The following is a 19,107-nucleotide window of genomic DNA, read 5'->3' on the forward strand; positions in this document are numbered from 1 at the left end:
GATAGCTATTTCTGTGCTTGATTAGCTATTTTGTGTATAACATTTTAGTTTCAAATACTTAATTCTTTTTTAAAATTCTTGATTCAAACCATAAAAAACCAGTAGCTATGATAAAAAGGGCCAAAACCCACCATTTTGATACCTCATTAGTGGTGATTTGTTCGGAAATAGCATTTTTGGTGATTTGACTTTTGTTATTTCTTATGAAATTTTCAGTTTGGTTAATCTTCGAATAGTTTTTTAAGGTTTGCCAACTTTCTTTTGAGTATATAAAAACTGGTGTTGGGGTTTGGTTAACTGTTAACGTATTCCAACCTTCTACTTTTGGCCAGTCAGTAACATCCCATTGAAAAGGGAGTTCCATGTTTTGCCGTGGACTAAGCGGAAGATTATTTATTTTAATCGTAGGAAGTTTGTTGTTTTCAGCTAAATCGACCGTAAAATTTGTTTTTTCGTTAACAACAGGAAACTGCGGAAAAACCTTAACTGATAAATTTTCTGATTTTTTTCGGGCAGTTTTAGAAAGTAATGAAGACCAATATGTTGCATAATCAGCTTCTTTGCCAGCAAGCATCCAATTATATGTTGTAGAAAGGGTAGTGGCAGTTAATTTTCCAAGACCATTCAATTTACTTGCGGCTAATATTTTTCCGCTAGTTTCTGTAATAATAATCTGGTTGTTATCTGATGAGGTAAGAAAAACAGACTGATCTACAGGCAATTTGCTGAGTTTAACATCTTCATAACTCGAGATTAATCCTTTATCTTTTTGTATTGGTGATTCAAAACGACTGAATTTATCGCTAAAAACCCCTGATGATTTTGGATTTGAAATTCTAACAATTACACCCAATCCATTATTCAGAGCCGTTTGAATGGCTATTTTTTCGCTTGCTGAAATGGATGATAATTCATCTTCATCAATTATTAAAACATCAAATGCTTTTAAAGTTGTGGCACTAATACTGCTAAGTGATATGTTGCTTATATTTAAAAAATCGGTGGTGTATTTATCTTTGCTGATTTTGCTTCGGTAAGCCAATGGATAGTGATTATCAACCAGCCATTTTTTCAAAAATTTGTATTCAAAATCTGGAAATGAGCCTAAAATTAAAACCTTCATTTCTGGTTGTTCATTCACAATAAATGGAACGTGTTCTTTTGAAAGCGTATCTTTCCCACTAAACGCTATTAAACTAAAAACAGCTTTACCAATTTGCTTTGGTTGGTTTTTAAAAGAGAAATTAGCTGATGAATTTGGCTTAATTGTAATAGAATCTACCGAATTGCCGAAACCTTTTAGTAGAAGTTTTATATTATTTTCTGTTGAGTTTTTATAAATGCCCTGAACCAAAAGCTGCTCTGGAGATTTTAGTTTTGATGGCCAATTAGCCGAAATAATTCCACTAATTTTATTGGTTGGATGAAAATTTATTTGGTAAGACTTTAAGTTTTCAAGTTCACCTTCATCCAATCCGTATCCGTAAATGTTTATTTTATTTATCTCTGGGTGAGTTTTTAAAAAATATACCAAATCAGGAATTTGAGTAGTTTTAATTCCTTTTAGCTGAGGATAATTTTCATCAGTAAACGTATATTTTATATCTTTTATTTTCGAAATTGAGTCTGCTTCAGCTCCTGCTGTTATTAAATTTATCTCGTTTAAACTTTGTTTTACAACTGTTTTATATTTGAGTGGTATAATCAGAAAAAGAAAAGAAACAACAGAAAGTACACTTGCTAAAATTCTCCAGGTTAATTTAGATTTATCTCTCCTCGTGATTTCTTTAAACAAAAGAAAAACCAGAAATATTGAGCAAATTACAATCGCAATAATCTTAATATCCATATCTATCGGCCTGATTTATTAAGGTTATTGAAATAGTTTTGATATAATGCTGATGCTGGTAAAGTCGTTTTGTTTTGAGGTTTTGCTGGTTCGGCTTTAACCATTTTTTGAATCGCGATTTGTACAACATCAATGTCTTTGGTAACTGGCTTTTTCGCTGCCGATAATCTTCTTAAACTGGTTAATGCACTTAAAAATGAAGCAGGATTATCAGCTGCGGCACCAATCATATATTTTTCAGTTTCACTTAACAGATATTTTTCATCGCCAGTGAATGTTTTTCCGCTTCTTCTTGTTTCTAAAATTGAAAGCGTGTTTTTTAAATGATTATTTCGTTGTGCTTTTTGCTCAAAAGTCATTTTTTGAACAGGCTGTAAAATCTTATCCAATTCACCACTGAGTCTTTTTTCGGGTTTTAGCGTTGCTGTTTTTACAGTAGTTTTTGCCACATAAGCTCTTGATTTTTGCTGCAAATCTTTCAGTAATCTTAATGCTTTATACTCAAATGGTAAAGCTTCTTGCGGTTTGTAGGTACGAAGCTTTAATTCAGAATTCCACATTTCGGTTAACACGGCTTTAAGTTGCGCTTTCATTTCAGGTTCAAAAAAAGTTGCATCTTCTGCAATGTCGTGCTTGTGCGCATACTTATCCATTATTGCGGTAACATCGCCAAACTTTTCTTCTTCGCCTTTGTGTTCATCGTGGTCGTCGTGGTCTCCACCAATTTCAGTTTCATTTTCTTCGCCCAAAAACTGCCCGTAACGCAAACGCAGTAATTTTTGGTCAATCCCTAAATTGTTCGCTCTTGTTTTAAAAGTTTCTGCTGGAATAGTGCTTTGTTCTTTCAACAGTTTTTCCGTGTCAATAATAATTTGCCGCTGACTTCTAAAATATTCAGGAACCAGATTTACACCATTCGTCATTCCGGCAAGGCTCATTAATTCGGTTGTATCCACTATCGAAACAAAATAAACATCCGAACGGCTAGATTGACCATGATTATCCGTTGCTTTTATGAAAAAATAAAGCTCATCGCCTGGCTTCATTCCTAAGTTTTTTAAATCGATTTGTTTATTTAGCGATATATTTTTTTGATTGCCAAAGTTTACATCAAAAGGTAACTTCTTTTCTGTAAAACTTACACCTTCGCCTTTTCCGCTTGCCATTGTTGCAGATATAAAAGCATCGCTGATGCCGTAATCATCATTTAAATTAGCTTTCAAGGTAAATTTTTGAGGTTCGCCAATATCTATAGTTGTGTGTTGTTTTGGCTGTATAATTTTTATCGAAACCGGTAAATCGGCAATTATTTCTATCTGATACAAATCAGATTTTTTTCCATCCACAACAACCTGATAGAATCCGGATTTGTTAATCACTTTTGAAAAATTCCAAACTTTATTTTCAGCATCATTAGGTTTTAAACTGATGGTTTCTTTATCATTAAATATTAGTTTCAATTGTTTTACAGCAATATTTGTTTCAATTTTCCAGTTTATTTTTGCACCATCTTCGGCCTTTATGGTAAATACTTTTTGGCTTCTTGTTCTTTTACCCGTATAAATCGGAGGCGTAATACTCACTTCAAAATCAGAAATTTCGGGTAAAATATTTTCTTTTACCAAAGGAGATGAGTTTTCCGTTTCCTGTAGATTTACGTTGGTAGTTCTAGCTGATGGGATTTTCGTAATTCCAAAGCTGATAATTAATGCAATCGCCAACAAACCAATCGCTTTGTAAAGCTTAGTTAATGGTTCTTTAGGTTGTACTAATGATGGTAAAACAGCTTCAATTTTACTTTTTTGTAGCTGTTGAAGCATCGATAACTCTTCGGTTTTTTTTAATAGCAAGTCAGCACTTTCTTCAACCTCGAAATAATTGTTATTTACAAATCTCGATATATCAGAATAACTTGTTTTCCATACCGGATTTAGAATTAAAACTAAAAGCAGTGTCACTACGAATAATAATACCGCAATCCAGATTTGAAAATGCAATATATTTACAGCTATTGCAGAAAGAAGACATGCAATGGCTAAGGAAATTATCGCAACTTTTAACAAGCCAAGCGTAATCCACTTCCTTCTTAATTTGCTAATCCAATTAAATCCTTCAGCTTTTTGCATAATCTGTTTTATTTCTGAATGATAAAATTCGCTCTGCCACAAAAACGATTAAAGCGGCAAGCCAAAATAAGTTTAAGAGCGGTTGATTAGTTGAAAGTGTGCTATTGTTTTCCCTGATATTATTTTCCGTTTTATCGATTTGATTCGCTTGTAATTTTCTTTGGTCGTTCAAATTATCTTCAAAGCCAAAACTTTCAGGTTTATCAATTTTCAAAACAATTGGCATTAAAACCTTAACAAATTCTTCGTTCCAAACCAATTCGTTCCACTGTGGATTAAACCTGCTGTAAAAGTTTAGCACATTAATATTGGCTGCTTTTTCTTTCGATAGAATGGAATTACCAAATCCATCCGTTAATATATTATCTAAGTGATTTCCTGAAACGATACGTTTAGAAATCGGGATTTTTTTACCATCAACATTAATAAAAGAAGGTGTAGAAATTACTTTTTCATCAGCATATTTAAATAGTGTTCCGTTATCAACTATCGAAGTTTTAAATTCTTCAGAAACAGGTTTTTCTGAAAGCCAAAAGCCAACTTGATTATGCTTTGCCGATGAGTTAATCAGTATTTTTCTACCACTAAATCCTGCGATTGCATTTAAGGCAGCAACTAAATATTTGCTATCATTATTACCATCATTGTAAATAGATACAGAAATTGGAGCAGGATTTTGATTGCCTATAACCTCATAAATAGTTTGTTTCGGTGTAGAAGTGGCTTTTAATTTTTTCCCTGCAAAGTCGGCAAACCAGTTTTTTACCGAATCTGCATCATTTAAAAATTTCCAATGTACATTAAACTTAGTTTTTGAAAGCGTATTGCCAAAGTTAACCAGTTTTAAATCCTGATAAGCAAAAACACTTGTGCCTGCGGGTATAATGTGGTTGAGTTGATTAAATAAACTCGTATAATTTAAGTTTGTTTCTTTATCTAGTTTTTCAATATTCGATGTGTCTTTAAGTTGCAATGGCGTAAAACCAACATTAAAATCGTGAATTTCGTAATGAATTTCGAGTAAAGAATCTATTGTTTTTTTATTGGTTTGATAAACCGTTTTTAAGCGTGCTTTATCTACCAAAATCCAACCGCCTTTTTCTTTTGCATTAAGTTTTTTAGTGATGTAAGATTGCGCAATGCAAAAACCAATCAAAATAATCAACAAGCAGCGAAGTATAAATAGTAGTATATCCGTTAACTTAAAACTCCTCGAACTTGCACGAGAACTTTCTCCGAGCAGCGCAATACTGCCTATTTTTAAAGTTTTGCCCTGCTTTATGTTCCATAAATGGATAATAAGCGGGATAATTATGCCTGCAAGCGCCAGTAAACCGATGGGATAAAAAAACTGCACTAAATCTTCAATTTACTTCTTTGTTTTAAAAAATCTCTTAATGCCCCATCTAATGGCTCTTCAGTAGAAATTGTTCGGTAAGAAATTCTTCTGTCGAGCATTTTAATTCTAATATCTTCTAAATGCGCATTAAGCTTAGTTTTATATTCTGCTCTCGCTTTTGTTTGGTCTATTTGTATGGTTTCTCCGGTTTCCAAATCTTCAAAAGTAGTGTAGCCTTTAAAATCTAAATCAATTTCGTTTTTAGCTAAAAGATGGAAAACCACAATTTCGTGCCTAAGTGTATTCAGCGTTTCCAGCAGATTTAAAATTTCATCATCCGTTTGATATAAATCTGTAACAAAAATTAACAATTCACGCTTCTGTGTTCCAGAAAAAAGCTCTTTATAATGAATTTGTCTTGTAAATGTTCCTGCCGGATTTATATTTTCGAGCTGATAAAATAACCTGGCAAGATGTTGATAATCCTGCTTCGGCGTCATCGAAAAAATGCCTGAATCTTTAAAAACGTATAGGCCAATTGCATCACCTTGTAAATTTGCCAGATATGCTAACGAAGCACCAAGATAACGGGCATATTCAATTTTTGTAAAATCGCCATCACTGTGGTTCATAGATGCACTAGCATCAATTAAAATGCGCACAGAGATATTGGTTTCAACTTCCGATTCGCGAATGTAATATCTATCCGAACGGGCAAACATTTTCCAGTCTAATGAGCGTAAATCATCGCCAGGCTGGTAACTTCTGTATTGGCTAAACTCCAATCCTGCACCTTTAACGGTACTTTTATTAATGCCACTCATAAAACCATCAATCGTCATTTTTGCCGACAAATTCAGGTCTTTTATGGCCATTAACACTTTAGGATTTAAAAGTCTGCTCATTAAATATTCCCTTTCGGTTTTGAAATGGCTTTAATTAATTCATCGGTTACGCTATCTGATGAAACATTTTCGGCTTCCGCTTTAAAATTCATTAAAACACGATGGCGTAAAACAGGGTAAGCCATTGTTTGTAAATCTTCGGTAATTACCGCATAGCGACCGTAAAATAATGCTCTCGCTTTTGCGGTTAATATTAAGGCTTGTCCGGCTCGTGGTCCGGCGCCCCAACGCACCCATTCTTTTACAAAAGAAACGGTTGTAGTATCTGGTCTGGTTGCACGAATAAGCTCGCTCACATAAGTAATTAAATCATCGCTAATGCTTACTTCGCGAGTAATGGCCTGTAATTCCTTAATTTCTTTAGCTCCAATAATTGGGTTAATCGTAACCTTTTTAGCACCTGTTGTGCTGCTCAAAATTTTAGATTCTTCAGCAGCTGTTGGATAACCAATCTTTATATAAAGTAAAAATCTATCTAATTGAGCTTCCGGCAGGGGATATGTTCCGGCTTGTTCTATCGGGTTTTGCGTCGCAAGGATAAAAAATGGCCTGTCTAGAGGGTAGGTTTGTCCGCCATAAGTAACTTCAAATTCCTGCATGGCCTCTAAAAGTGCCGATTGCGTTTTTGGTGGTGTTCTGTTAACTTCATCTGCTAAAACAATATTTGCAAATAAAGGCCCTTTGTTAAACTTAAAAAAGCGTTTTCCGGTTACGTGGTCTTCTTCTAAAATTTCAGTTCCAACAATATCTGTTGGCATTAAATCTGGAGTAAACTGTATTCTTCTAAAAGATAAATCCAATGCTTGTGACATGGTTTTAACCATCAAGGTTTTCGCTAAGCCGGGTACACCTTCTAAAAGACAATGACCACCAGCCATTAAAGCGATGAGCATTTCTTCAATAATTACATCCTGACCAACAATTATTTTTTGTATTTCGCTTTTTAATTGAGAGATTTTGCCTATCAATAATTTTAAGTTAGTTTCTGAACGATCCAAAAGGTTTCTTTTTAAGTTTGTATGAATATTGGTGTCAATATAGCGCATTAAGGCACATATTTTCTATCACTCTTTAAAGAATATCAAAAAATTTACAAGATTATCTTTTTAAAAACCCGAATTAATGAAAATTGAAGTTAATTTTAGGGCGATGCAAAGAACTAAATTCACTTTTGCGAGGTTAAAATATAATTCAGGCGATTGGGATACAGACCAGCGTATGCCATCTAATATATTAAATTCTCTACTCGAATATACCACCATACCTTTAGAGGAAGAAGAGAAAATTGTCGAATTAGGCAGTATGGATTTGTTTAAATACCCGTTTTGCTACATGAGCGGACATAAACTCGTTCAGTTTAATCAGCAAGAAGCCGCAAATTTTAAAGCTTATGTAAAAAATGGCGGATTTGTTTTTGTTGATGACTGCAACCATGATATTGATGGTTTATTTGCTCGTTCTTTTGAAACGCAAATGAGTAATCTGTTTGGCGCATCAGCCTTGAAAAAAATTCCTAATAATCATCCGCTTTACAGCTCATTTTTTAAATTTGAAAAAGGTCCGCCAACTACATCTTTTGAGTTAAATGGTTGGGGCGATGATTTAGTTCACGATTATTTGAAAGCCATCACCATCAACAATAGAATTGGTGTTCTATACAGCAATAAAGATTATGGCTGCGAATGGGATTACGATTTTCGGAATAAGCGTTTTTTAGCCGAGGATAATACTAAATTTGGAGTAAACATTATTTTATACGCAATGGGCGTAAATAGTTAGCATAAACTAAAATCAAATATATCGTGAAATCTTTCCTAACCAAATTTTTTCTTTCAGCAGTTATTTTAATTGCGCTATCGGCCAATGTTTTTGCTGCTAAATCATCTTATTATTATCAAATTAAGGTCTACCATTTAAAAACTAATGCTCAGGAAAATACCATAGATGCTTATTTAAGAGATGCGTATTTGCCAGCTTTACACAGAGCAGGTGTAAAAGACATTGGTGTTTTTAAGCCAATTGTTCAGGATACGGCAGAAAAGCTTGTTTACGTTTTCATTCCATTTAAAAAGCTAACAGATTTAGATAGAATTGATTTAGCCATTAGTAAGGATAAGCAATTGCCAGAGGCTGGTAAAGCATATTTAAATGCGGCTTACAATGAAGCTCCATTTACAAGGGTAGAATCTATAATTCTAAAAGCTTTTTCGGCCATGCCGGAATACGCACTGCCAAAATTAACTACTCCTAAAAATGAAAGGGTTTACGAACTGAGAAGTTATGAAGCTGCAACTGAGAACCTTTCGCTTAACAAAATCGAAATGTTTAACGATTATGAAGTTGATATTTTTACAAAATTGAATTTCAATGCTGTGTTTTACGGACAGGTTATTTCTGGCAGCAAAATGCCAAACTTGATGTATTTAACAACATTTAATAACAAAGCAGATAGAGACAAACATTGGGTAGATTTCGGTCCGGAATATAAAAAGATTAGTGGATTACCTCAGTATCAGCATAATGTATCTAAAAATGTAACCCTATTTTTATATCCTACAGATTACTCAGATTTTTAAAATCAGCAAACATTTACTCTTTTAAGTTTTAATTCATTAGTTTTCAAAACATTATCCCAATTGATTAGTTAATAATCTAAATATTGATTAACATGGGAAAGCGGATATGCGTGCTAGAAGATAACGAGGATATCAGGGATATCATCGGATTTATACTTGAGGAAGAGGATTACGAAGTTAAATATTTCTCAAATATTGCTGATTTTAAAAATGGAGCAAACGATTTTCATGCAAATTTATTTCTGTTGGATGTAATGTTGCCAGATGGAAATGGACTGGATTTATGTTGCGAGCTTAAATCGGATAAAAGAACTCAAAACATGCCGATTGTAATGATGTCTGCTAATTTTTCATCAGCAGAAATGAAAAATAAATGCAGCGCAGAGGATTTTATTAATAAACCATTTGATATCAATGATTTTGTAAGTCGGTTGGATGCTCAAATACATTAGTCTGTAATTGAAGCATTTAAAAATCACTGCGAGGCTTATTAAAAAGCAATATTTTTTGTATCTTTGTTGTCCTGTTTTGCTTTGTTATATGCAAACAAAAAAAGGGGCCGTTCTTGGATTTGACAGGGTGGCGAAGGTTATGTTAGCATGCAGTGCGTTGTACGGAGAGCACTTTAAAGAGAACGTTCAAAACAATAGTTGGCGAAAATAACTACGCCTTAGCTGCCTAATTTAGAATTAGCATAGCTTTTGTTCCTCTAACTGCTGCATTGTTAGGTTAGAATTTGGAGCATCGAAATAACAGCGCTGGCCTTAAGAAGGTATGGCTTAAGGTGAGATAAAGTATCTAAGGATTTAAACAAGGTCGGTTTTCAGCCCGTTTATTTCTCGAAAATTAATTGAAAAATAAGCATGTAGAAGGTATAAGTTATCTCACAACTGGACAAGGGTTCGACTCCCTTCGGCTCCACAAATCTTAAAAAGAATCCGCGAAATTTTAATAATCTCGCGGATTTTTTTTTAATGAAAAAACTTATTCCTTTTCTCTAATCGTTTCGCGGTGCGTTTTTCCCCAAATTGCCATTGTATTAATAATTGGGGTAACGGTATGTCCGTATTCAGTTAATTCATATTCTACTGTAACCGGTTTGGTATTTAAAACGGTTCGTTTTACCAGGTGATTAGCTTCCAAATCCTGAAGTTCTTTCGAAAGCATTTTAGCGGCAATACCAATAATACTTGTATTCAGTTCACCAAAACGTCTTTTACCGAAAGTCAGTTCGCCGATGATTCTTATTTTCCATTTGCCACTTAAAACATCCATTGTATCTGCAATTGCCCTATGATGAGTTTTACAAGATGCTGCATCGTGGCGTTGTTCAGTATTTAATTCTTCCATATTTCTAGCATATTCCTTTCAATGGTTTCTTTAAGGAAAGTAGTTTCTTTATGTAAACTACTTACAAAAGTAAACTATTAGAGTAATACTTTTGGGCTCTAATTAATTTTTTATGAAAACAACTAAAATAATTTACCTCATTTCAACCGGCCTAGTGGTTTTAGGTATGGTCGCTTCTTTTTTCAATTACCTGTTTAATCCTATTATGGTACAGGGCTATCAGCATATTGGCTTTCCAGATTGGTTTCGTGTAGAACTTGGGATTGCAAAACTCTTAGGCGCACTAGCTTTGGCTATCCCGGCAGTGCCCGCCAGAGTAAAGGAATGGGCTTATGCCTGTTTTTTTGTAAACTTTTTCTCCGCAATTTTAGCACATTATTTTGTTGGAGACGCATTAGGTAATCAAATCGCACCGTTTGTATTACTGCTAATTTTAGTAACATCATACATAACAAGAGAAAAGCTAATCAAGCAACAGATTGGAGAAACTAAAATCAGCTAAATAGTAGTTTCTTATTTCATAGAATCAAGCCTTCGTATTAAGTTATGAGGGTTTTTGTTTTTTAGCTTCTACTGATAATTGATTTATTATCTAAACATTTTACGAAAAAATCTATCTTCGCAGTGTCCCACAAAAGCATCCCAACAAATAAAACTTTACTATTATGCATGCTGGAAAAAAGTACACCCTTTTTGAATTTATTTTATGGACTCGTCGTGATATCCTCAGACTGAGCATCCTGGCAATTATCCCAACTTTTCTTTACCATTTTTGTGGTTTTACATTTTTATCAATTTCCTGGGTTCCGGTGGCGTTGTTGGGTACTGCAGTTTCCTTTATTATAAGCTTTAAAAACAACGCAAGCTATGCCCGCTTGTGGGAGGCTCGTCAAATTTATGGTGGAATTATCAATGCAAGCAGGTCTTTCGGGGTTATGATTCGGGATTTCTTATCCTCAAAAGATAAAAAACAAGATGTGCAGATTATTTTTTACCGCCACTTTGCCTGGTTAACAGCATTGCGTTTTCAACTTAGAGAGCCACGCGTTTGGGAAAACATGGACGACCCGAGAAATATTGAGTATGCAAAAAACTATCACACAGCAGAAAAAACAGATAAACTTGAAGAGGTTTTAAAAAAATATTTATCTGCTGATGAATTGACTTATGTTTTAACAAAGAAAAATAAAGCAACACAGTTGATGGCCTTACAATCAAGCCATATTAATAAATTAGCTGCTGAGCAAAACTTATCTGATTTGCAACTTCAATCTTTACAGGCCGGAATTACAAATTTTTATGATAATCAAGGTAAAGCAGAGCGGATAAAAAACTTTCCATATCCGCGTCATTTCTCTTCAATTGCCAGCATTATGTTAAATCTTTTTGTTTTTCTTGTTCCTTATGGCTTGCTGAATGATTTTAATAAGCTAGGAGTTGGAACTTTATTAGAGGGTTATTCCATTTGGTTAAACATTCCATTTGCGATTTTATTAACCTGGGTTTTTAATTCGTTAGATGTGGTGGGAGATAGCTCTACAAATCCATTTGAGGGTAGTGCGAATGATGTGCCGATTACAAATATTTCGAGAACGATAGAAATTGATATGCGTGATATGCTTGATGAAACTGATTTACCACCTGCTATCACACCAGAAAACAATATTCTGATGTAAAATAAATTGTGGAATTTAAACAAACATTTCATCCTGTAGTTATCTTTATAATAAGATTGTTAATCGTTAAAATCAAGACAATGAAAAAAAACATCCTTTATTTGGCTTTCGCTGCAATTCCATTTGTATTTGCATGTAATCAATCAGAAAAAAAAGTTGATGCAGCCAAAGCAGATTCTGTAATTAGTGAAACCTGTTATGCTGCCGCATTTGAAAAAGATAGTGCATCGATGATTATAAAAACGATGTCATCTGGAAAAATTATGGGTGCGTTGTTAGTTAAATACGCTGAAAAACCACAAAATAATGGCCAGCTTGATGGTAAGTTTAATGGCGATACACTTTTAGTTGATTATCGTTTTAATACAGGAAAAGATTCTACAAAAACATTTACCAATCCATTAGCTTTTCTTAAAAAGGATGGAAAACTAGTTATGGGAGTAGGGCAGATTGAAACAACTTTAGGTCGCTCTTATTTTGTAAAAGGCAAACCAATTAATTACGAAAGAGGGAAGTTTACTTTTGAGGAAGCGCCTTGTAAGTAGTTCATAATTTTATCTATTCAGTTCGTCATTGCGAAGTACGAAGCAATCTTAAGGCATATTTGTACTTAGCTATGACGATTCTATAACAATTAACCTATGGTCTGTGTCCTCACAGACCATTTTTTATTACAAATAATTTATTTTAAAATAAATTACTACAATTTCTATAGACTTTATATATTTGTATAATTAATAAAAGTAATCACGAGCTAATATTTTCTGTCATGATTTTAAGTAAAGTAGAAAAAGCGAACATTGAACCAAAAATTACATTAATAGGTGCTGGTCCTGGTGACCCGGATTTATTTAGTTTAAAAGGTGTTAAAGCATTAAAAACAGCCGATGTTGTTTTGTACGATGCAAATGTGAACGAAGCTTTACTGTGTTATGCTCCAGAAGGTATTCCGAAGGTTTATGTAGGTAAACGTAGCGATGATGAAGACTTTTCGCAAGATGCAGTTAACAAGCTAATTATAGATTATGCTTTAAACTTCGGTCATGTTGTACGTTTAAAAAGCGGCGACCCGTTTTTCTTTGCGAAAGGTTACGAAGAAATTGATGCTGCTGAATCTTACAGTATCCCAACTGAAATTATTCCGGGTATTTCAAGTGCAACTGGTGCGCCAAGTTTGCAAAAAATCCCAATGATTTATAAAGACTTAAGTGAGAGTTTTTGGGCAGTTACAGGTACAAATTCTAAAGGAGAAATTTCTGAAGATTTATACATTGCCGCAAAAACCAAAGCAACAATCGTTGTATTAAATGGAATTGAAAAGGTTAAGGAAATTGCAGCTATTTTTCAGGCTGAGCACAAAAACCTTTTACCTGTTGCGGTAATTCAAAATGGATCTACTCCACAAGAAAAAATTGCGATTGGCATTGTTGATACGATTGCTGAGGTTGTAGAAGATAAAAAAATAACTGCACCAGCATTATTGGTTTTCGGAGATGTTGTTTCATTGCATCCACAATTCCAGCCGATTAGAGATTTCTACGAAATCATTGCTGAAGAATATTAATCAAATTAAATCACATATTTGTTTTGTTGTTAAAACCGCAAGTTTTTCCTTGCGGTTTTTTATTTTTAAGGCTCTTCGGTAAACCTAAAATTCTTTTTCATTGATTTAACATGATGTGTATTTACATCATCTGTAAGTTTCTTAAATTCGAAATTATTATTTGTGCCTGCATCTAATAAGTTGAAATAAACTCTTGGTTTTAAACCTTCAAAAAATTCAATAAAATTTGAGCTCCAGATAAGCTGGCAATTTGTTTTAACTCTTGGAATGATTGACGTTATTCCGTCTTTAAACTTAATGTACCTGATAAACATTGATTCTAAATTTCCCTGAGGAAAAATTATCAGAACATTTCCAGGTTCATTTAAAATATTAACTGCGTAATCTAAACTTTCTTTTGCTCTGATGCTTTTTGGTGCGATGGAAAAGCAGCCGATATACTTTAGCCATTTGTTCATTTCCATCTGTTTTTCTAACACCATTATTTTCATGCCTTTCAATCGCTGTTTCCTATCAATGGCATTAACAACAATGAAGCAGGCTAATAATCCATCCCAAAAACTGAAATGGTTACACATTAAAAGATAGGAGTGATTGGGTTTTATTTCGATGCCATCAAGAACTATTTTCTTAAATTTTCTTCTAATAAACCAGGAAAGCACTTTGCCGCCAAATCTCAAAAGGTAATCAGGAAGCGGTTTATCTTTTATCATAATAGCACTTTGGTTAATTCATCAACAAATGGCTGATTTAGCATTTCGTGGTTTTCATTTAGCACAATTGTGTGCGCATTTGGTAAGTTTTTACAAAATAGTTCTGCAATTGCAGGCGGATACATTTTATCTCTGTTACCGGAAATGAAAAATGCCTTAATTGGCTCTTCTTTTAAAATTTGATGAAGCTTATTTTTATCGGTATCTAATAATCGTAAGTAGGTAAAACATGCGTATAGGCTTAATCTTAAATCAGCCGTATTAATTTCCTTTAATAAGATATTATAGCCAATATCATCAACAAAATTAAAACGTTTACAAAATTTTAAAAGATTGATTAATGCCTTTTCTGAAAGTACAAGTTTCTCTAAAGCTTTATTGCCAATTTTATTTTTGGAGAAAAACTTAACCATTTTGCCTGGTTTAAGTGCGGCAGGAGCAATTATGATAAAATTTTCAATCCTATTGTAAAGGATTTCTGTAAGGGCAACTGCATAATGTGTTCCCATTGAATAACCAATAACAGAGAATTTATCTATTTGCTGGTTTTCACAAAAATCGGAGATAAATTTAGAGAGTTCTACCTTGGTTATCCCTTTTTTAATTGTGGCTAGGTTTATATCTTTTAGTTTTGTTCCCTTGTGAAAAAATAAATCGAAACCGTAAAAAGTATATTCATTTCCCAGCTTTTCCTCGAGCATTTTGAACTGCTTGCCATGCATCCCATAACCATGAAAACAAAGCATAATTTTAGCACCGCTACCAAATTTGTAATAATTTAGGTAAGCCAATTCATGGTCGAAATGGTGCTGAGTAATCATTTTTTAATCAATATTGAGAATTGCAACTGCCCAAACGTAATCTCCATCGTGGCTAATACTTAAACTAATTTTTGGTTGATGATTCAACTTTAATAGGTTAACATTTGGTTTGCCAGCAATTTTATCTCTTGTGATTTCAATATTATTAAAGGATAATGGAGCAGAATTATGTTGCTTTGTAGCTTTATAAACCGCTTCTTTCGCTGCCCAAGTAGAAGCATACCTTAATAATGGCTTATCAAATTGGTCGCAATAATTTATTTCATTTTCAGTATAAACCTTTTTCTTAAATAAATCTGAAAATGATTTTTCAAAATCAGGCAAATAAACAATATCGTTGCCAACGTAAAATTGTTGGTTGGTTTCAATATCAATATTGCCTGGTTTATTCTTCATCAACAGAAACACCCATAATATTAAAGCCTCCATCCACATAGTGGATATTTCCGGTTACTTTTTTCGATAAATCAGAGAAATAATAAAGCGCAGTATCGCCAACATCATTTGATGTAATGTTACCAAGTGGTGCGGTTATTTTGCCCATTTTGCGTAGTTTTCTAACACCGTTTATGCCACCGGCAGAAGTTGTCATAACCAAACCAGCTGAAATTGCATTAACCCTGATTTGTTTAGCCCTTAAAACATTAGCCAGATAAATCATTATATTTTCAAGCGCAGCTTTATTTAAACCCATACCTGCGTAACCCGGAAATACGCGTTGCGATGCATTATAGGTAAGTGTTAATATTGATGCATTCTTCGCCAGAAAAGGTTCAGCTACCCGACAAATTCTAAGTAAGGAGTAAGCACTTATATTAAATGCATCCATTAATTCATCAAATGGAATATCTAAATAACTTGGTGCAGGCTCGTTACTATTTGGTAAACTGTAACACATAACTTGCTGACTTCCATAAGCTACACCATGTAATATATAATGAATTTCGCCAAATTTTTCGGCTACACTTTTTGTAAAGTTTGATACTTGAACTTCATCACGAACATCAACATTCATCGCTAATGAATTATCCATTCCGGCTTGTTCCATCAGATAAAGCACTTCGTCTTTTGTATCATCAACAAAACTTAATGCAACTTTACAACCCGATTGGTGCAATTTTAAAGCAATGCTCCAGGCAATTGAACTTTCGTTACGAACGCCATAAATAAGGGCAACTTTATTTTGATTATTAAGCATTTAATTGTCTTTTGAAATCATGATGGCACTATTTGTACCGCCAAAACCATAGTTAAGACAAGTAACCGTATTTATTTCCTTTTTAAAACTTTGCTGCGGAATTAAATCTCTGAAGGATGCAAGTGGCGTATTCGGTCCGGTCCAATTTTCATTTTGCTGAAAACCTTCAGGATTTTGATTTAACTCATCAGAATTTAAGCAAGGCAATACCGTTTGATTTTCTAACATTAAAACTGACGCGATAAATTCTACTGCACCGGCAGCCCCAAGCATATGCCCAAATTGAGATTTTGGTGCGGAAATATGATAGCCTTTATCTCCTAAAGCATCAACAACACTCAAAAGTTCAATGGCATCTCCGGCAGGAGTAGAGGTTCCATGCACTTTTACAACATCAGGTTTTTTCGATGTATTTTTTAGTAAACCTTTCCATAACCGCTGCTGACCTGAAAATGATGGGGCAAACATATCGCCATCGCCATCAGAATTATTGAAATATTCATCAACCACAGCCAGAATTTTTGCGCCACGAGCTTTTGCCAAATCGTAATCTTCTAAAGCCACAACGCCACCACCAAACGCACAAACAAAACCATTTCGGTTAACATCAAATGGTCTGGAGCTTTTATCAGGACTAAAACCTTTGCTTAAAACCTGCATCGAATCAAAACCTAAAAAAGTTTCGAAAGATGTGCCTTCTACGCCGCCTGCAATAACTCTATCTTGCAAGCCAAATTTTATTAATCGGTAGGCGTAACCAATATTGCCCAAACCAGTTGCGCAAGCAGAACCAATTGATTCGCAAACACCTCTATTCTTAATCAGGCAGGAAACATTTGCCGCATCGCGATAAACCATTGCTCTATCTACATTGTGCGAACCCGCTAATCGGGATTTCTTTTTAAGTTCAAAAAAGTTGTGCCATGCCGCCCTTAATATTTCATGTCCGGCACCGCCCGAACCAATAACTACACCCGTTTCTTCCGATTGAGTTTCTTTATCTGTCCAGCCTGCCATTTTTATTGCATCGAGCGAAGATAGCATCGCCCAAATACTACCAACATCGGCAGTTGCTAAATTATTGGCCGATATTCTGTTAAGTTTATCAATATAAGTTTCAGGATAGTTTTCCAAAATAGATGATGGAACAATCTCGAGATCCATTTCATCTTCAGTAACAAAACCTGCAACTGTAGAGCGAATATTTTTGCCATGAATAGTGGCTTTATCCCATTCTCTGATTAAACTTTTATTGGCAAAAAGTTTATCTCTGAAATCGTTTAAATCGGTACAAGTTGGAAATACTCCAGCCATACCAACTACCGCAACTTTTTTGAGCGCATTTTGCATTATGCTTTTTCCTTAGTTGCAATAATTAAATCAACAATATCTTTAACTTTCGAACCTAAATCGTCGATGTCATCATCTTCAAATTCAATGTCAAACTTTTGCTCAACCTTCGCAGCAATGTTTATCATTTCTGTAGAAGGCGTGTTTAAATCTGCAATAAAATCAGTTTCTTCAGTGATGTTATTTAACTTTTCCGGATCTATCGTTCTAACCGTTTTTAATATTTCAACTATATCGGCAATTATTTCTTGTCTATCCATTTTTAATTTCTTGATTAATTTTTTCTCTTTTTATTGCTCTACCGGTTACATCAAACAACTCTGCAACAAGTTTAAAATCATCGCTAAGTTCGTATTTTAATAATTTATCTGAGGTAAAATCAGCAAAATATTCATCCAAATTTAGGTTTTTTGTGGTGAGTTTGTAAATCCTGCCATCGCAAACCATTTGCCTGAATTTATTAAACTTAATTATGCCTAAGCTGATAAACGTTTCACCTTCTTCTATGTAATGATGAAAATTAACGTTACCAATGCTAATAAAAACCGGTAAGAATTTGTTTTTAACATCCTCGAAGCTATTGTTCTGCTTTTTGTATTCTAAAAAACCAGCGCAAGAAACAATTGATGCCTGTGCAAAAGCTTCAATTTGATCTACACCTCTAAACAAACCAAAATGATCTTTGACATCGTGCTGATTTGGGGTATAACTAGCCACAATACCAACTGTTGGTTCGTGCCAATGGTATTTGTGTAATAATTGTTTGCTTGGTCCGTGAAGGAGCACATTTTCTGGCGAGACACCAATTAAATTATCCATTATAAAATCCCGCCGTTAATTTGAATATTAGATCCATTTATGTAAGAAGCTTCATCAGATATTAAAAATGAAACCGCAGAAGCAATTTCATCGGCTTTGCCAAAACGCCCAGATGGTACCATTTTTAAATAGTTTGCTTTTTCACTTTCAGGAATTTTATCTGTCATATCCGACTCTATAAAACCTGGCGATAAACTAATCACTCGTATGCTATGATCTTGATTGAGTACACCAATTTCTTTAGCGATTGATTTTGAAAAAGCAATTAAACCTGCTTTTGTTGCAGCATAAATAGATTGAAAGGCATTTCCACTTTCGCCAACGCAAGAACTAATGTTAATGATTACCCCATTTTTATTTAAACTGAAAATTTTCATTGCAGTTTTGCAAATCAGAATTGGCGTTTTTAGGTTAACCTGTAACATTTTATCAATTTCTTCTTCAGGCTGAAAAATTAACGATTTATCAAAAGTAATTCCGGCATTATTAATAACAGCATACAAATCTTTGCCATGGAGTTTCTTTAAACTCTTGCAAAAAGTGCTTACCTCTTCGGGTTTTGAAAAATCGGCACAAAGCAGGCTGCTATTTGGTGTGGTTTCGGTAAAACTTTGCTCGGTTGTGGCGTGTAAAATTAATTCATATTTGCTATGTAATTTTTTCGCTATTGCTAAACCAATTCCTCTACTTGCCCCGGTTATTAAAACCTTACGTTTTTCCATAAATTATACCTTTTCCGTTCGAAAATAGAAAAAATAGATGAATCATTAAATCATACTTTTAGCTCTGTATGATTAATTAATAAATTTCGTATTAAAAAA

21 protein-coding genes and 1 other RNA gene are annotated in these 19,107 nt (G+C 34.0%); 8 read left to right on the forward strand and 14 right to left on the reverse strand.

Annotation, left to right across the window (positions count from 1 at the left end):
* Positions 1-58: 58 nt before the first annotated feature.
* From ACO05K_RS03125 to ACO05K_RS03145, 5 genes are read right to left on the reverse strand one after another with little or no spacing between them, the layout of a single operon-like run.
* Positions 59-1,849 carry a hypothetical protein gene (locus tag ACO05K_RS03125; protein WP_421943009.1) on the reverse strand — a complete coding sequence of 597 codons (1,791 nt, stop codon included), beginning with the start codon at positions 1,847-1,849 and terminating at the stop codon, positions 59-61.
* Positions 1,850-1,851: 2 nt separating this feature from the next.
* Entirely contained in the window at positions 1,852-3,975 is a 2,124-nt protein-coding gene (locus ACO05K_RS03130) for a hypothetical protein (protein ID WP_421943010.1), read from the reverse strand.
* On the reverse strand, positions 3,962-5,332 hold the full coding sequence (locus tag ACO05K_RS03135) for a BatA domain-containing protein (protein WP_421943011.1): 1,371 nt from the start codon (positions 5,330-5,332) through the stop codon (positions 3,962-3,964). The genes ACO05K_RS03130 and ACO05K_RS03135 overlap by 14 nt, the downstream gene beginning before the upstream one ends.
* Positions 5,332-6,219: a DUF58 domain-containing protein gene (locus ACO05K_RS03140; protein ID WP_421943012.1), complete on the reverse strand. Its 888-nt coding sequence runs from the start codon at positions 6,217-6,219 to the stop codon at positions 5,332-5,334. Before ACO05K_RS03140 ends, ACO05K_RS03135 begins: the two co-directional genes overlap by 1 nt.
* Positions 6,219-7,217 carry an AAA family ATPase gene (locus ACO05K_RS03145; protein ID WP_421943013.1) on the reverse strand — a complete coding sequence of 333 codons (999 nt, stop codon included), beginning with the start codon at positions 7,215-7,217 and terminating at the stop codon, positions 6,219-6,221. Before ACO05K_RS03145 ends, ACO05K_RS03140 begins: the two co-directional genes overlap by 1 nt.
* A 124-nt stretch (positions 7,218-7,341) precedes the next feature.
* Between ACO05K_RS03145 and ACO05K_RS03150 the strand changes: the two genes are divergently transcribed.
* From ACO05K_RS03150 to ssrA, 4 genes are all read left to right on the forward strand, one after another.
* Positions 7,342-7,998, forward strand: a complete 657-nt coding sequence (locus tag ACO05K_RS03150; RefSeq protein WP_421943014.1) for a DUF4159 domain-containing protein — start codon at positions 7,342-7,344, stop codon at positions 7,996-7,998.
* Between the two features lie 23 nt (positions 7,999-8,021).
* Positions 8,022-8,795: an NIPSNAP family protein gene (locus ACO05K_RS03155; protein WP_421943015.1), complete on the forward strand. Its 774-nt coding sequence runs from the start codon at positions 8,022-8,024 to the stop codon at positions 8,793-8,795.
* A 92-nt stretch (positions 8,796-8,887) separates the two neighbouring features.
* Positions 8,888-9,247: a response regulator transcription factor gene (locus ACO05K_RS03160; RefSeq protein ID WP_421943016.1), complete on the forward strand. Its 360-nt coding sequence runs from the start codon at positions 8,888-8,890 to the stop codon at positions 9,245-9,247.
* 103 nt (positions 9,248-9,350) lie between these two features.
* Positions 9,351-9,719, forward strand: a transfer-messenger RNA (tmRNA) gene (gene ssrA, locus ACO05K_RS03165).
* A 60-nt stretch (positions 9,720-9,779) separates the two neighbouring features.
* Here ssrA and ACO05K_RS03170 read toward each other — a convergent pair.
* Positions 9,780-10,145 (reverse strand): winged helix-turn-helix transcriptional regulator, encoded by a 366-nt coding sequence (locus tag ACO05K_RS03170; RefSeq protein ID WP_421943017.1) that lies wholly within the window; start codon positions 10,143-10,145, stop codon positions 9,780-9,782.
* A gap of 112 nt (positions 10,146-10,257) precedes the next feature.
* On the opposite strand from ACO05K_RS03170, the gene ACO05K_RS03175 reads away from it, so the two are divergent.
* From ACO05K_RS03175 to cobA, 4 genes are all read left to right on the forward strand, one after another.
* On the forward strand, positions 10,258-10,647 hold the full coding sequence (locus ACO05K_RS03175) for a DoxX family protein (protein ID WP_421943018.1): 390 nt from the start codon (positions 10,258-10,260) through the stop codon (positions 10,645-10,647).
* 163 nt (positions 10,648-10,810) lie between these two features.
* Entirely contained in the window at positions 10,811-11,821 is a 1,011-nt protein-coding gene (locus tag ACO05K_RS03180) for a bestrophin family protein (RefSeq protein WP_421943019.1), read from the forward strand.
* A gap of 80 nt (positions 11,822-11,901) precedes the next feature.
* Positions 11,902-12,366 (forward strand): hypothetical protein, encoded by a 465-nt coding sequence (locus tag ACO05K_RS03185; protein WP_421943020.1) that lies wholly within the window; start codon positions 11,902-11,904, stop codon positions 12,364-12,366.
* Positions 12,367-12,590: 224 nt separating this feature from the next.
* On the forward strand, positions 12,591-13,385 hold the full coding sequence (cobA, locus tag ACO05K_RS03190) for a uroporphyrinogen-III C-methyltransferase (RefSeq protein WP_421943021.1): 795 nt from the start codon (positions 12,591-12,593) through the stop codon (positions 13,383-13,385).
* Positions 13,386-13,450: 65 nt separating this feature from the next.
* Here cobA and ACO05K_RS03195 read toward each other — a convergent pair whose 3' ends face one another.
* The 8 genes from ACO05K_RS03195 to ACO05K_RS03230 are packed head-to-tail and all read right to left on the reverse strand — an operon-like array spanning position 13,451 to position 19,008.
* Positions 13,451-14,098 carry a 1-acyl-sn-glycerol-3-phosphate acyltransferase gene (locus ACO05K_RS03195; RefSeq protein ID WP_421943022.1) on the reverse strand — a complete coding sequence of 216 codons (648 nt, stop codon included), beginning with the start codon at positions 14,096-14,098 and terminating at the stop codon, positions 13,451-13,453.
* Positions 14,095-14,919 (reverse strand): alpha/beta fold hydrolase, encoded by an 825-nt coding sequence (locus tag ACO05K_RS03200; RefSeq protein ID WP_421943023.1) that lies wholly within the window; start codon positions 14,917-14,919, stop codon positions 14,095-14,097. The genes ACO05K_RS03195 and ACO05K_RS03200 overlap by 4 nt, the downstream gene beginning before the upstream one ends.
* A 3-nt stretch (positions 14,920-14,922) precedes the next feature.
* Entirely contained in the window at positions 14,923-15,315 is a 393-nt protein-coding gene (locus tag ACO05K_RS03205; protein WP_421943024.1) for a holo-ACP synthase, read from the reverse strand.
* The gene (locus tag ACO05K_RS03210; protein WP_421943025.1) at positions 15,305-16,117 is read right to left on the reverse strand and encodes an enoyl-ACP reductase FabI; all 813 of its coding nucleotides are present in this window, start codon (positions 16,115-16,117) and stop codon (positions 15,305-15,307) included. Before ACO05K_RS03210 ends, ACO05K_RS03205 begins: the two co-directional genes overlap by 11 nt.
* Complete coding sequence (locus ACO05K_RS03215) at positions 16,118-17,467, reverse strand: beta-ketoacyl-[acyl-carrier-protein] synthase family protein (RefSeq protein WP_421943026.1); 1,350 nt, start codon at positions 17,465-17,467, stop codon at positions 16,118-16,120.
* Positions 17,467-17,727, reverse strand: a complete 261-nt coding sequence (locus ACO05K_RS03220; RefSeq protein WP_421943027.1) for an acyl carrier protein — start codon at positions 17,725-17,727, stop codon at positions 17,467-17,469. Before ACO05K_RS03220 ends, ACO05K_RS03215 begins: the two co-directional genes overlap by 1 nt.
* Positions 17,720-18,286, reverse strand: coding sequence for a hypothetical protein (locus tag ACO05K_RS03225; protein ID WP_421943028.1), 567 nt, complete (start codon positions 18,284-18,286; stop codon positions 17,720-17,722). Before ACO05K_RS03225 ends, ACO05K_RS03220 begins: the two co-directional genes overlap by 8 nt.
* Positions 18,286-19,008 carry an SDR family oxidoreductase gene (locus ACO05K_RS03230; protein WP_421943029.1) on the reverse strand — a complete coding sequence of 241 codons (723 nt, stop codon included), beginning with the start codon at positions 19,006-19,008 and terminating at the stop codon, positions 18,286-18,288. The genes ACO05K_RS03225 and ACO05K_RS03230 overlap by 1 nt, the downstream gene beginning before the upstream one ends.
* Between the last annotated feature and the right edge of the window lie 99 nt (positions 19,009-19,107).

Source organism: Pedobacter sp. (genome assembly GCF_965227205.1).
GTDB lineage: Bacteria > Bacteroidota > Bacteroidia > Sphingobacteriales > Sphingobacteriaceae > Pedobacter.

Excerpts from the sequence above, each read along its gene's own strand:
- ACO05K_RS03215 (WP_421943026.1), bottom strand. The coding sequence starts at position 17,467 with ATGCAAAATGCGCTCAAAAAAGTTGCGGTAGTTGGTATGGCTGGAGTA.
- ACO05K_RS03160 (WP_421943016.1), top strand. The coding sequence starts at position 8,888 with ATGGGAAAGCGGATATGCGTGCTAGAAGATAACGAGGATATCAGGGAT.
- ACO05K_RS03205 (WP_421943024.1), bottom strand. The coding sequence starts at position 15,315 with ATGAAGAATAAACCAGGCAATATTGATATTGAAACCAACCAACAATTT.
- ACO05K_RS03125 (WP_421943009.1), bottom strand. The coding sequence starts at position 1,849 with ATGGATATTAAGATTATTGCGATTGTAATTTGCTCAATATTTCTGGTT.
- ACO05K_RS03230 (WP_421943029.1), bottom strand. The coding sequence starts at position 19,008 with ATGGAAAAACGTAAGGTTTTAATAACCGGGGCAAGTAGAGGAATTGGT.
- ACO05K_RS03175 (WP_421943018.1), top strand. The coding sequence starts at position 10,258 with ATGAAAACAACTAAAATAATTTACCTCATTTCAACCGGCCTAGTGGTT.
- ACO05K_RS03200 (WP_421943023.1), bottom strand. The coding sequence starts at position 14,919 with ATGATTACTCAGCACCATTTCGACCATGAATTGGCTTACCTAAATTAT.
- ACO05K_RS03210 (WP_421943025.1), bottom strand. The coding sequence starts at position 16,117 with ATGCTTAATAATCAAAATAAAGTTGCCCTTATTTATGGCGTTCGTAAC.
- ACO05K_RS03220 (WP_421943027.1), bottom strand. The coding sequence starts at position 17,727 with ATGGATAGACAAGAAATAATTGCCGATATAGTTGAAATATTAAAAACG.
- ACO05K_RS03225 (WP_421943028.1), bottom strand. The coding sequence starts at position 18,286 with ATGGATAATTTAATTGGTGTCTCGCCAGAAAATGTGCTCCTTCACGGA.
- ACO05K_RS03185 (WP_421943020.1), top strand. The coding sequence starts at position 11,902 with ATGAAAAAAAACATCCTTTATTTGGCTTTCGCTGCAATTCCATTTGTA.
- ACO05K_RS03195 (WP_421943022.1), bottom strand. The coding sequence starts at position 14,098 with ATGATAAAAGATAAACCGCTTCCTGATTACCTTTTGAGATTTGGCGGC.
- ACO05K_RS03180 (WP_421943019.1), top strand. The coding sequence starts at position 10,811 with ATGCATGCTGGAAAAAAGTACACCCTTTTTGAATTTATTTTATGGACT.
- ACO05K_RS03130 (WP_421943010.1), bottom strand. The coding sequence starts at position 3,975 with ATGCAAAAAGCTGAAGGATTTAATTGGATTAGCAAATTAAGAAGGAAG.
- ACO05K_RS03140 (WP_421943012.1), bottom strand. The coding sequence starts at position 6,219 with ATGAGCAGACTTTTAAATCCTAAAGTGTTAATGGCCATAAAAGACCTG.
- ACO05K_RS03150 (WP_421943014.1), top strand. The coding sequence starts at position 7,342 with ATGAAAATTGAAGTTAATTTTAGGGCGATGCAAAGAACTAAATTCACT.
- ACO05K_RS03170 (WP_421943017.1), bottom strand. The coding sequence starts at position 10,145 with ATGGAAGAATTAAATACTGAACAACGCCACGATGCAGCATCTTGTAAA.
- cobA (WP_421943021.1), top strand. The coding sequence starts at position 12,591 with ATGATTTTAAGTAAAGTAGAAAAAGCGAACATTGAACCAAAAATTACA.